Raw genomic sequence first — 11522 nt, 5'->3', positions numbered from 1 at the left:
GTCGATCTCGGTCAGCGAGGTGCCGGTTTCGATTACCACGTCGCCGATATTGTCGACGTAGTAGGTGTCGTTGCCGGCGCCACCGATCATGGTGTCGGCGCCCAGGCCACCGTTGAGGGTGTTGTTGAGCGCGTTTCCGATCAGGGTGTCATTGAACTGAGATCCCGTGGCGTTTTCGATCTTTGCCCCGTAGGCAATCGCCAGCCCGTCGTTAATGGCTGCGTTGTTATTGAGGTCAACGAACGCTTTGCCGATCTGGCTGTAGCTGCCTTCATTCAGGTTGATGACAACAGAACCCAGCTGGTTGCTGCCATCGATGGTGTCGTTACCGCCTGCGTCCCAGATGGTTTCGAATACCGACTGGTCGGCCGCCCATTTGTAAACGTTGTCGCCGGTCTGCCACTGCATGTTGGCGCCATACAGGCTCTGTATCGCAATGATGTCGAGCACCATCGGCGTGGTTGGCTGATAGGAATAATTGCTGTTGTAGCTCATCACCGTGAAGTGGACATCGTCCAGCGACGGATCAAGCAGGATCTTGTTGGTTGTACTGACGTCAAAGGGATGCTTGAGGCCGAGGGCATGGCCGATTTCATGAACAAATGTCATGTAATCATAGGATCCCTTGTTTGGATTGGCGTCACTTGTCTGTGGGCCGATCCAGACGTCTCCACCGGTTGGCGTATTGGCCGGGAAATAGGCCCAGGCTGCCGTCTTGTTATCCATCAACCGGTAGCCGCCGAAGCGCAGATCGCCGACATTGGTAAGGGTGTCAGTGGTCAGTGTGAAGTTGAGATTGGCGACGGCACTCCAGGCGCTCAAAGCATTGATTACAGCGTTCTGCTGACCCGAGGTCAGTGAATACAGTGCGTTGTACTCATTGTCCGGGCTGTAGTCAGTGATGAAATACGACGTACCCGGTGCCATGAAGCTGTAACTCAGGTTGGTCGGCCCGAACGGACTCCAGTTTGATCCCAGCCAGTACGTGCCGGAAATGAGGCTGTCGACGATTGCATTGCCGGTGAGCGAGGCGGGGAAGCTGAAGGAGTAAGTCTTGGGCGTAGGCATTTGTATTTCCTGGGTGCGCTGCGGCCCTTCCTGATGCGACCGCTACAAAGGGGTGTGATTCTGCACCAGAACGGACACATTTGACATCATAGGGCCACTACTTTTCTGATTAATGGCGCCAAATAACTGGCCTGGCGATCTGTATCGGCGACTGCAGTAGAATCCTGAAGTCCGCTATCACCGTTCACCCAGGATTACCTCATGACCGTCGCACTCATCCGTGAAACCTTTCCCGTCGGCCCGCTGCAGTGCAACTGCACGATCATCGGTGATCCGGTCACGAAAAAAGCCATTGTCGTCGACCCGGGTGGCAATCCCGATCTGATCATGGCCCGTCTCGATACCCTGGGTCTGAAGGTTGTGAGCATCATTCATACCCACGCGCACCTCGATCACTTCCTGGCTTCGGGGCAGATGAAGGAGAAAACCGGCGCGACCCTGCATTTGCACAAGGAGGACCAGTTCCTGTGGGACAACCTCGAAATGCAATGCCAGATGTTCGGTGTGCCCTACACCCCGGTGCCATCACCGGATCGCTGGCTCAGTGACGATGAAGAACTCGCCTGCGGCTGTGGCGTGGCGCTGCACACGCCGGGGCATACACCCGGTTCCATGAGCTTTTGGTTTTCCGAGGCTAAGCTGTTGATTGCCGGCGACACATTGTTCCGGCGCGGAGTAGGGCGCACGGATTTGTGGGGCGGCGATCAGGCGACCATCGTGCGATCGATCAAGCAGCGGCTGTACACATTGGACGAGGACGCGACCGTTGTGGCCGGACATGGCCCGGACACGCGTCTGGGTGATGAAATGCGGGAAAATCCGTTCGTGCGCGCCTAAACATTTTGTCACGAGTGCCCGGCGGAATTTTTGTGCATTGTCATGATCCAACGCCCGCAATGGTCCATTGCCAAACCGCCGTTGCACCACAGAATGCAGAAAAGTAGGAGCTCTCCATGTTCACCACGCGTCGTTTGATTATTGTCGCTACTGCCGTAGCCGTACTGTCCGGCTGCGCCTCGCCCAACCCGTATGACAATCAGGGTCAGGCCGACGGTGGCTCCCAGGGCATGAGCAAAACCGCCAAGTACGGCGGCCTCGGCGCACTGGCCGGTGCATTGGCCGGTGCTGCCATCGACCACAACAACCGCGGCAAGGGCGCCTTGATCGGCGCTGCAGTGGTCGGCGCTTCCGCAGCCGGTTACGGTTACTACGCCGACCAGCAAGAGAAGAAACTGCGCGCCAGCATGGCCAACACCGGGGTTGAAGTGCAGCGTCAGGGCGACCAGATCAAACTGATCATGCCGGGCAACATCACCTTCGCCACCGATTCGGCGAACATCGCGCCAAGCTTCTATCAGCCGCTGAACAACCTGGCCAACTCGCTCAAGGAGTTCAACCAGAACCAGATCGAAATCGTCGGCTACACCGACAGTACCGGCAGCCGTCAACACAACATGGACCTGTCCCAGCGCCGTGCCCAGAGCGTGGCGACCTACCTTACTTCCCAGGGCGTCAGCGGTGCCAATCTGTCAGCCCGTGGTGCCGGCCCGGATAATCCGATTGCCAGCAACGGCGACGTCAATGGTCGTGCACAGAACCGCCGCGTTGAAGTCAACCTGAAGGCGATCCCGGGTCAGCAATACGGTGGTCAGCAGCAACAACCAGGTACGGTTCAGCAGTATCCGTAACCGTCAGGTACAAAAAAGCCCCCGGACAAGTGATTGTTCGGGGGCTTTTTGTTGGTGCGAAGGCTGATTACTTCTTCAGACCGTAATGCTCGTCGAGCATGCCAGGCGAGTTCGGGGTCTTCGGCGCATAGTCGCGCGGAGGCTCCTGATCCCGCGGTGGCGTCAGGCGCTCCCGCGGAGCCTGTGCCGCTTCGGAGTGCAGAGAAGCCAGCAGACGCTGACGGGTCTGCTCATCCAGGGCCAGGCGATTGGCGCCCTCGGCGAGGTGGTCCTGCACTTCCTGATAGCTCTGGGTCAGCTTCTTGACCAGATTGGCGGTGCTGTTGAAGTGGGTCACCACTTCGTTCTGATAACTGTCGAAACGTTCCTGAATATCATCCAGTTGACGCTGTGTGCGGCTGGGCGCGGCGTTCGGCGCAACGCGGGCGATCAGGAAACCAATGGCGACACCCACAACCAGGGCAAGAGTCGGTAACAACCAAACTAAGAGCGAGTGTTCCACGAGTCCTTCCTCTATAAACGGCTTTGCTTTACGTTAACGGCTCGAACCTGCGCTGTATACCGCGATTCACTCGCAATAGACTGGCACAGACAATTTGCTAGACGAGTCGACCCGATTCGAGGTCACGGAGTTCCTTCCTTGCTGATGCGTGAAACCCCTGTAGTGATTGATGGCCCCGTGGGTCAACTTGAATCCCTGTACCTGGACAACGAGCAGCCACGCGGCATCGCGCTGATCTGCCACCCCAACCCGGTGCAGGGCGGCACCATGCTCAACAAGGTCGTCTCGACCCTGCAACGCACCGCGCGCGACTCCGGCCTGATTACCCTGCGTTTCAACTACCGCGGCGTGGGTGCCAGCGAAGGTTCCCATGACATGGGCAGCGGTGAAGTCGATGACGCACTGGCCGCCGCCGAGTGGCTGCGGGAAAAACACCCGGACCTGCCGCTGACCCTGTTCGGTTTCTCCTTCGGTGGATTTGTTGCAGCAAGTCTCGGCGGTCGTCTTGAAGCACAAGGCGTGGCGCTCAAGCATCTGTTCATGGTCGCGCCTGCGGTCATGCGCCTGGGTGATCAGGATCAGTTGCCGCAACAGGGCGAGCTGACCGTGATCCAGCCGGAAACCGACGAAGTGATCGATCCACAGCTGGTCTACGAATGGTCCGACAAACTCCAGCGCCCCCATGAGCTGCTGAAAGTGGCAGAATGCGGACACTTTTTTCATGGCAAGCTGACCGATCTCAAGGATCTGATCCTGCCGCGTCTTTCGAATTGATTGCAGTCTGACAAGCGATTACCCATGACGAACCGTACCCGCATCCTCACCGGCATCACTACCACCGGTACTCCGCACCTGGGCAACTACGCCGGTGCCATCCGCCCGGCGATCGTCGCCAGCCGTGACACGAACGCCGATTCGTTCTACTTCCTGGCCGACTACCACGCTCTGATCAAGTGCGATGACCCGTTGCGCATCCAGCGCTCGCGTCTGGAAATCGCCGCAACCTGGCTGGCCGGTGGTCTGGATGTGGATCGCGTGACGTTCTATCGCCAGTCCGACATTCCGGAAATCCCCGAGCTGACCTGGCTGCTGACCTGTGTCGCTGCCAAGGGCCTGCTCAACCGCGCGCACGCCTACAAGGCTTCGGTGGACAAGAACGTCGAGGCCGGCGAAGACCCGGATGCCGGCATCACCATGGGCCTGTACAGCTACCCGGTGCTGATGGCGGCGGACATCCTGATGTTCAACGCGCACAAGGTGCCGGTCGGCCGTGACCAGATCCAGCACGTGGAAATGGCCCGTGACATCGGCCAGCGTTTCAACCATCTGTTCGGCCAGGGCAAGGAGTTCTTCACCATGCCCGAAGCGCTGATCGAGGAAAGCGTCGCCACGTTGCCGGGGCTGGACGGTCGCAAGATGTCCAAGAGCTACGACAACACCATTCCACTGTTCTCCAGTGCCAAGGACATGAAAGACGCGATCTCGCGCATCGTTACCGACTCCCGTGCGCCGGGCGAAGCGAAGGATCCGGACAATTCGCACCTGTTCACCCTGTTCCAGGCGTTCGCCACACCGGCGCAGGCCGACGAGTTCCGCAGCGAGCTGCTGGGCGGACTGGGTTGGGGCGAGGCGAAGAGCCGCCTGTTCCAATTGCTGGACAACGAACTGGGCGAGTCTCGCGAGCGTTACCAGCAATTGATCGAGCGTCCGGCGGATCTGGAAGACATCCTGCAGCACGGTGCGAAAAAGGCCCGTGCGGTCGCCACTCCGTTCCTCAACGAGCTGCGTGAAGCGGTCGGCCTGCGTTCGTTCGTCAATCAGGTTCAGGTGGCTGCGACCACCAAGAAGAAGGCGGCGAAAGCCGCGCGCTTCGTCAGCTTCCGCGAAGACGATGGCAGCTTCCGTTTCCGCCTTCTTTCGGCTGATGGCGAGGAAATGATGTGCTCGCTGGGTTTCGAGGATGGCAAGTCGGCGGGCGCGGTCGTCAAATCCCTGCAATCGGGTCTTGCGTATGACATCCAGGACGAGCGCAACACGAGCTTCTCTGTCTGGGTGAATCGTGAACATGTAGCGAATGGCCCGGTGTTCGCAGACAGTGATGCTCGAAATGCAGCGATCAAAGCGCTGCGGATCGCTCTGACACCGGTTCAGGAATAATCAACGGGCCGGCCCGACCAAGGGCCGATTGCCATTCCCACGGGCCATCGCTACAGTGACGGCCCGTTTTTGTTGCCTTGCTAACGAATTATGACGCCCCTAGAACGATATCAAGCTGATCTGAAACGCCCGGACTTCTTCCATGACGCCGCGCAGGAAACCGCCGTGCGTCATCTGCAACGCCTGTACGACGATCTGATCGCGGCCGAGCAGAACAAGCCGGGTTTGCTGGGCAAGCTGTTTGGCAAAAAGGATCAGACACCGGTCAAGGGTCTGTACTTCTGGGGCGGCGTGGGTCGCGGCAAGACTTACCTGGTGGACACCTTCTTCGAAGCCCTGCCCTTCAAGGAAAAGACCCGCACGCACTTCCACCGCTTCATGAAGCGTGTGCACGAAGAGATGAAAACCCTCGGCGGCGAGAAAAACCCGCTGACCATCATCGCCAAGCGCTTTGCTGCGGAGTCGCGGGTCATCTGCTTCGATGAATTCTTCGTCTCCGACATCACCGACGCCATGATCCTCGGCACGCTGATGGAAGAACTGTTCAAGAATGGCGTGACCCTGGTCGCCACTTCGAACATCGTGCCGGACGGTCTGTACAAGGACGGCCTGCAGCGCGCGCGTTTCCTGCCGGCCATTGCGCTGATCAAGCAGAACACCGAGATCGTCAACGTCGACAGCGGCGTCGATTACCGTCTGCGTCATCTCGAACAGGCGGAGCTGTTCCACTTTCCGCTCAATGAAGCGGCCCACGAAAGCCTGCGCAAGAGCTTCCGTGCGCTGACGCCTGAATGCACGGCGGCCGTGGAAAACGATGTGCTGATCATCGAGAACCGTGAAATCCGCGCTCTGCGTACTTGCGATGACGTGGCGTGGTTCGACTTCCGCGAGCTGTGCGATGGCCCGCGCAGCCAGAACGATTACATCGAGATAGGCAAGATCTTCCACGCCGTGCTGCTCAGTGGCGTAGAGCAGATGAGCGTCACCACCGACGACATCGCCCGACGCTTCATCAATATGGTCGACGAGTTCTACGACCGTAACGTCAAGCTGATCATTTCTGCCGAAGTCGAGTTGAAAGACCTGTACACCGGCGGGCGCCTGACGTTCGAGTTCCAGCGGACCCTCAGCCGTCTGCTGGAGATGCAATCTCACGAATTCCTGTCCCGGGCACACAAGCCTTGAGCGGATTCGGCAAATAAAAAGGGCCTGCAGATGCAGGCCCTTTTTTGTGTCTGGTCGAATCGTCAGGCCGCTTGCTGGAACTGCTGTCGATACTGGTTCGGTGACAGTTCGGTGTGCTGACGGAACAGGCGTGCGAAGAAGCTCGCATCGTCGTAGCCCACTTCGTAGCTGATGGTCTTGATGCTCTTGCGGCTGCCGGACAACAGGCCTTTGGCCGTTTCGATGCGCAGTCGTTGCAGGTAGTGCAGCGGCTTGTCACCGGTGGCGGTCTGGAAGCGGCGCATGAAATTGCGGATGCTCATGCCGTGCTCGCGGGCCACGTCCTCGAAACGGAACTTGTCGGCGAAGTGCTCTTCGAGCCAGTGCTGGATCTGCAGGATGATCACGTCCTGGTGCAGCTTCTGGCCACCAAAACCGATGCGACCCGGTGAGTAACTGCGCTGGACTTCATAAAGAATGTCGCGGGCCACGGCCTGGGCTACGTTGGCACCGCAGAAACGCTCGATCAGATAGATATAAAGATCGCAGGCCGACGTCGTGCCACCGGCGCAATACAGATTGTCTGCATCGGTCAGGTGCTTGTCCTGGTTGAGGTAAACCTGCGGAAAACGCTCGGCAAAGGCATTGAAGAAGCGCCAGTAAGTCGTCGCCTCCTTGCCATTGAGCAACCCGGCCTCGGCGAGCCAGAACACTCCGGTGGCCTCGCCGCAGAGCACTGCGCCGCGTGCATGTTGTTCGCGCAGCCACGGCAGGATCTGTGGATAACGCTGGCTCAGGGTGTCGAAGTCGTCCCAGAAGGCCGGAAGGATGATGACATCGGTGTTTTCCAGGCCGCCGTCCACCGGCATGACCACGTCACTGAAGCTGTTCACCGGTTTGCCGTCGGGGCTGACCAGGCGGGTTTCGAATGCCGGAGTCAGACCCTGGCCCAGTTGTTTGCCATAACGCAGGCTGGCCAGATGGAAGAAATCCTTGGCTTGCATGAGGGTGGAAGCGAAAACCCGGTCGATCGCCAGGATGCTGACGCGCCGCAAGGGCGTGGAGACTTGCTTGGACATAATTCATCTTTTGTTTTTATAAGGGAAAGTGGTCACCAGACGGCTGGATCGTCTTATTTTTTGTCGGATGTGTCCAGTGTCCTGTATCGGGTGTGCGGCTTAGTCTCTGAAGGTCTGATCCCTCCAATTCATAAGAAAAGGTGTCGCGTGATCCCCAGAACCCTGTTCAGCTCCGAGCACGAATTGTTCCGCGACAGCGTGCGGACTTTCCTTGAAAAAGAGGCCGTGCCGTTCCACGGGCAATGGGAAAAGCAAGGCTACATCGACCGCAAACTGTGGAACAAGGCAGGGGAGGCGGGAATGCTCTGCTCGCATCTGCCGGAGGAGTACGGCGGGCTGGGGGCGGACTTCCTGTACAGCGCCGTAGTGATCGAGGAAGTGGGGCGATTGGGCCTGACCGGCATCGGTTTCTCGCTGCATTCGGACATCGTTGCGCCGTACATCCTGCATTACGGCAGCGAAGCACTGAAGCAGAAATACCTGCCGAAACTGGTGTCCGGCGAAATGGTCAGCGCTATCGCAATGACCGAGCCTGGCGCGGGTTCCGACCTGCAAGGTGTCAAGACCACGGCGGTGCTGGATGGCGACGAATATGTGATCAACGGCTCGAAGACTTTCATCACCAACGGTTTTCTGGCTGATCTGGTAATCGTCGTGGCCAAGACCGATCCGAAGGCCGGCGCCAAGGGCACCAGTCTGTTTCTGGTAGAGGCGGGCACCCCGGGTTTCGATAAGGGTAAACGTCTGGAAAAGGTCGGAATGAAGGCACAGGACACGTCGGAATTGTTCTTCCAGGACGTGCGTGTGCCAAAGGAAAACCTCTTGGGCCAGGCGGCGCCGGGTTTGCCTATCTGATGCAGGAACTACCGCAGGAGCGACTGACCGTAGCGATTGGCGGTTTGGCTTCAGCCGAAGCGGCGCTGCAGTGGACGCTGGATTACACCCGTGACCGCAAGGCGTTCGGCAAGGCCATCGCCGACTTCCAGAACACGCGCTTCAAACTGGCGGAAATGGCCACGGAGATTCAGATTGGCCGGGTGTTCGTCGATCGCTGTCTGGAACTGCACCTTCAGGGCAAGCTGGATGTGCCGACGGCGGCAATGGCCAAATACTGGGGTACCGATCTGCAATGCAAGGTGCTCGACGAGTGCGTGCAGTTGCATGGCGGGTACGGTTTCATGTGGGAATACCCGGTGGCCCGTGCCTGGGCGGATGCACGGGTGCAGCGGATCTATGCCGGCACCAATGAAATCATGAAGGAAATCATTGCGCGGTCGCTTTGAGTTTTGCAGTGAGTTGACTGGCCCCCTTCGCGAGCAGGCTCGCTCCCGCAAGGATCACGCTGTACCTGTGGGAGCGAGCCTGCTCGCGAAGCTTTTTAGCGGCTGATCACGGTGCCGGGTTCGGGTGATCCTTGTGAATCGCCTCGATGCCTGTCAGCACTTCGTCCGAGAGGTTCAGATAATAACTGGCGATATTGCTGTCCAGTTGCTCCAGCGTCGTCGCCCCGATGATATTGCTGGTGACGAACGGTTGCTGGTTGACGAAGGCCAGCGCCATTTGCGCCGGGTCCAGGCCATGTTCCCGGGCGAGTGCCACATAACGGCTGCAGGCTGCTTCCGATTGCGGATTGAAATAGCGGCTGAAGCGGCTGTAGAGGCTCAGGCGGCCTTTTGGTGGGCGGGCGCCGCCCTCGTACTTGCCCGAAAGAAAGCCGAATGCCAGTGGCGAATAGGCGAGCAGGCCGCACTGTTCGCGAATCGCGATTTCCGCCAGGCCGACTTCGAAGCTGCGGTTGAGCAGGTTGTACGGGTTCTGGATCGACACCGCGCGTGGCCAGCCCCGGGCTTCGGCCAGAGCCAGAAAACGCATGGTGCCCCACGGCGTTTCGTTGGACAGGCCGATGTGGCGGATCTTGCCGGCCTTCACCTGCTCATCGAGCGCTTCGAGCGTGTCTTCGAGTGGCGTAAGGTTGGCTTCGGTCTTGTGCTTGTAGCCCAGCTGTCCGAAAAAGTTGGTGCTGCGCTCCGGCCAGTGCAACTGATACAGGTCGATGTAATCGGTCTGCAGGCGCTTGAGGCTGGCATCCACGGCTTCGGTGATGTGCTGGCGGTTGTGGCGCAGGTTGCGGTCGCGAATGTAGTCGATGGTGTTGCCGGGGCCGGCGATCTTGCTGGCGAGGATCCAGTCGGTGCGGTCACCGCGGCTCTTGAAGTAATTGCCGATGTAACGCTCGGTGGTGGCGTAGGTTTCGGCTTTCGGCGGCACCGGGTACATCTCGGCGGTGTCGATGAAGTTGATCCCGGCGCCCTTGGCTCTCTCGATCTGCGCGAAGGCTTCGGCTTCGGTGTTTTGCTCGCCCCAGGTCATGGTGCCGAGGCAGATTGCACTCACGTTCAGGTCGGTGCGGCCTAGCTGGCGATAGTCCATCGGGTGCTCCTTGGGCAAAGCAATCATAAAAGCAGGTTGAATATTTTTTCGCAATCTGCATAATTGCCGACCTCTTTCTGCAGTGGAAGTGATGCCCCGCCGCCGAAGAATCTTGCCGTTGAACGGACGCGCCGACCCGAGCCCCCGAAAGCGTCTGTATCCGGCTGCCTTTGACTTGTCAAAGTACGCACTATTCAGTAAGATCCGCCGTCTTATTTACAGGCGGCCCCTGAGGCTATAAAGAATGAAAACTTTTACTGCTAAACCGGAAACAGTAAAGCGCGACTGGTTTGTCGTCGACGCTGCTGGTCAGACCCTGGGTCGTCTGGCCACCGAAATCGCGAGCCGTCTGCGTGGCAAGCACAAGCCTGAGTACACCCCTCACGTTGACACCGGCGACTACATCGTCGTGATCAATGCTGAACAAGTACGTGTTACCGGTGCCAAAACCAGCGACAAAATGTACTACTCCCACTCCGGTTTCCCGGGCGGTATCAAGTCGATCAACTTTGAAAAGCTGATCGCCAAGGCCCCTGAGCGCGTGATCGAGACCGCGGTTAAAGGCATGCTGCCTAAGAACCCGCTGGGTCGCGACATGTACCGTAAGCTGAAAGTCTATGCGGGCGCTGCACACCCTCATACTGCTCAGCAGCCCCAAGAACTGAAGATTTAACGGAATAGTTCATTATGTCGGCGACTCAAAATTACGGCACTGGCCGTCGCAAGACCGCAACCGCACGCGTTTTCCTGCGTCCGGGTACTGGTAACATCTCCATCAACAACCGTTCGCTGGAAACCTTCTTCGGCCGCGAAACTGCCCGCATGGTAGTTCGTCAGCCGCTGGAGCTGACCGAGACTGTCGAGAAGTTCGACATCTATGTCACCGTGATCGGCGGTGGTGTAAGTGGTCAGGCTGGCGCAATCCGCCACGGCATCACTCGCGCTCTGATGGACTACGACGAAACCCTGCGTAGCGCTCTGCGCAAAGCTGGCTACGTCACTCGCGACGCCCGTGAAGTTGAACGTAAGAAAGTGGGTCTGCGTAAAGCGCGTAAGCGTCCGCAGTACTCGAAGCGTTAATTTCGCTTCCACGTTCAAAAAAGAACGCCCGATTCCTCACGGAACCGGGCGTTTTTTTATGCGTGCGATTTCTCGAATAATTGCGCTGTGACAACTTGCCACATTCGTAGACCCCCTATACTACAAGGCTTGAGGGCCAGCCCTCCGGGTAATTACCTTGTCAGAATTGGGGGTTTTCATTACCATTCGGCAAAATTTTTATAAGTACATTGTTTCATATTTAGTAGATGCCTGATTTAACAGGCCACAAAGCTGATGGGAGAGGACTGAATGAGCAATGACGGCGTGAATGCAGGCCGGCGTCGCTTCCTGGTAGCGGCACATCCGTGGTGGGTGCTGCAGGAGCGGTGGGGG

The 11522-nt window shown here is 58.4% G+C and carries 11 protein-coding genes and 2 pseudogenes; 9 read left to right on the top strand and 4 right to left on the bottom strand.

Translation table 11 applies throughout. The features are described from left to right. Nucleotides 1-1068, bottom strand: a 1068-nt coding sequence (locus BBF94_RS25405) for a M10 family metallopeptidase (protein ID WP_141676628.1), incomplete at its 3' end; no start/stop codon positions are given. Nucleotides 1069-1269: 201 nt separating this feature from the next. Between BBF94_RS25405 and BBF94_RS25400 the strand changes: the two genes are divergently transcribed. Together BBF94_RS25400 and BBF94_RS25395 are read left to right on the top strand one after the other, a co-directional pair. Beyond that, a complete protein-coding gene (locus BBF94_RS25400) occupies nt 1270-1905 on the top strand; it encodes an MBL fold metallo-hydrolase (RefSeq protein WP_065261681.1) in 636 nt (211 codons plus the stop codon). Nucleotides 1906-2021: 116 nt separating this feature from the next. Next, nucleotides 2022-2756 (top strand): OmpA family protein, encoded by a 735-nt coding sequence (locus BBF94_RS25395; protein ID WP_065261680.1) that lies wholly within the window; start codon nt 2022-2024, stop codon nt 2754-2756. A gap of 67 nt (nt 2757-2823) precedes the next feature. Here the strand turns inward: BBF94_RS25395 and BBF94_RS25390 are convergent, their stop codons facing one another. Then, the gene (locus BBF94_RS25390) at nt 2824-3258 is read right to left on the bottom strand and encodes a YhcB family protein (protein ID WP_039766275.1); all 435 of its coding nucleotides are present in this window, start codon (nt 3256-3258) and stop codon (nt 2824-2826) included. 144 nt (nt 3259-3402) lie between these two features. Between BBF94_RS25390 and BBF94_RS25385 the strand changes: the two genes are divergently transcribed. The 3 genes from BBF94_RS25385 to zapE all read left to right on the top strand — a co-directional run bounded on the left by BBF94_RS25385 (nt 3403) and on the right by zapE (nt 6600). Further along, nucleotides 3403-4032 carry an alpha/beta hydrolase gene (locus BBF94_RS25385; RefSeq protein WP_065261682.1) on the top strand — a complete coding sequence of 210 codons (630 nt, stop codon included), beginning with the start codon at nt 3403-3405 and terminating at the stop codon, nt 4030-4032. 24 nt (nt 4033-4056) lie between these two features. Beyond that, the gene (locus BBF94_RS25380; protein ID WP_065261679.1) at nt 4057-5415 is read left to right on the top strand and encodes a tryptophan--tRNA ligase; all 1359 of its coding nucleotides are present in this window, start codon (nt 4057-4059) and stop codon (nt 5413-5415) included. 90 nt (nt 5416-5505) lie between these two features. After that, nucleotides 5506-6600, top strand: coding sequence for a cell division protein ZapE (zapE, locus tag BBF94_RS25375; protein WP_065261678.1), 1095 nt, complete (start codon nt 5506-5508; stop codon nt 6598-6600). A 62-nt stretch (nt 6601-6662) separates the two neighbouring features. On the opposite strand, the gene BBF94_RS25370 is transcribed toward zapE, so the two are convergent. Then, nucleotides 6663-7559 carry a GlxA family transcriptional regulator gene (locus tag BBF94_RS25370; RefSeq protein ID WP_176704507.1) on the bottom strand — a complete coding sequence of 299 codons (897 nt, stop codon included), beginning with the start codon at nt 7557-7559 and terminating at the stop codon, nt 6663-6665. A 246-nt stretch (nt 7560-7805) separates the two neighbouring features. Here BBF94_RS25370 and BBF94_RS25365 point away from each other — a divergent pair. Continuing rightward, nucleotides 7806-8941, top strand: a pseudogene (locus tag BBF94_RS25365) (acyl-CoA dehydrogenase family protein). Nucleotides 8942-9047: 106 nt separating this feature from the next. On the opposite strand, the gene BBF94_RS25360 reads toward BBF94_RS25365, so the two are convergent. Continuing rightward, nucleotides 9048-10088, bottom strand: a complete 1041-nt coding sequence (locus BBF94_RS25360; protein WP_065261676.1) for an NADP(H)-dependent aldo-keto reductase — start codon at nt 10086-10088, stop codon at nt 9048-9050. A 244-nt stretch (nt 10089-10332) separates the two neighbouring features. Here BBF94_RS25360 and rplM point away from each other — a divergent pair, with 244 nt between their 5' ends. From rplM to BBF94_RS27810, 3 genes and pseudogenes are all read left to right on the top strand, one after another. Next, nucleotides 10333-10761 carry a 50S ribosomal protein L13 gene (gene rplM, locus BBF94_RS25355; protein ID WP_013789889.1) on the top strand — a complete coding sequence of 143 codons (429 nt, stop codon included), beginning with the start codon at nt 10333-10335 and terminating at the stop codon, nt 10759-10761. Nucleotides 10762-10775: 14 nt separating this feature from the next. Further along, nucleotides 10776-11168, top strand: a complete 393-nt coding sequence (rpsI, locus tag BBF94_RS25350; RefSeq protein ID WP_065261675.1) for a 30S ribosomal protein S9 — start codon at nt 10776-10778, stop codon at nt 11166-11168. A 270-nt stretch (nt 11169-11438) separates the two neighbouring features. Beyond that, nucleotides 11439-11522, top strand: a pseudogene (locus BBF94_RS27810) (ubiquinol-cytochrome c reductase iron-sulfur subunit); the annotation flags it as partial.

The organism is Pseudomonas bananamidigenes, from assembly GCF_001679645.1.
GTDB classification, from domain to species: Bacteria; Pseudomonadota; Gammaproteobacteria; order Pseudomonadales; family Pseudomonadaceae; genus Aquipseudomonas; species Aquipseudomonas bananamidigenes.
The sequence above is the reverse complement of the archived record's forward strand: the minus strand, read 5'-3'. Positions and strand labels throughout refer to the sequence as shown.

Coding starts and splice junctions, on each gene's coding strand:
- BBF94_RS25400 (WP_065261681.1), top strand. CDS start 1,270: ATGACCGTCGCACTCATCCGTGAAACCTTTCCCGTCGGCCCGCTGCAG.
- BBF94_RS25395 (WP_065261680.1), top strand. CDS start 2,022: ATGTTCACCACGCGTCGTTTGATTATTGTCGCTACTGCCGTAGCCGTA.
- BBF94_RS25385 (WP_065261682.1), top strand. CDS start 3,403: ATGCGTGAAACCCCTGTAGTGATTGATGGCCCCGTGGGTCAACTTGAA.
- BBF94_RS25380 (WP_065261679.1), top strand. CDS start 4,057: ATGACGAACCGTACCCGCATCCTCACCGGCATCACTACCACCGGTACT.
- zapE (WP_065261678.1), top strand. CDS start 5,506: ATGACGCCCCTAGAACGATATCAAGCTGATCTGAAACGCCCGGACTTC.
- BBF94_RS25360 (WP_065261676.1), bottom strand. CDS start 10,088: ATGGACTATCGCCAGCTAGGCCGCACCGACCTGAACGTGAGTGCAATC.
- rplM (WP_013789889.1), top strand. CDS start 10,333: ATGAAAACTTTTACTGCTAAACCGGAAACAGTAAAGCGCGACTGGTTT.
- rpsI (WP_065261675.1), top strand. CDS start 10,776: ATGTCGGCGACTCAAAATTACGGCACTGGCCGTCGCAAGACCGCAACC.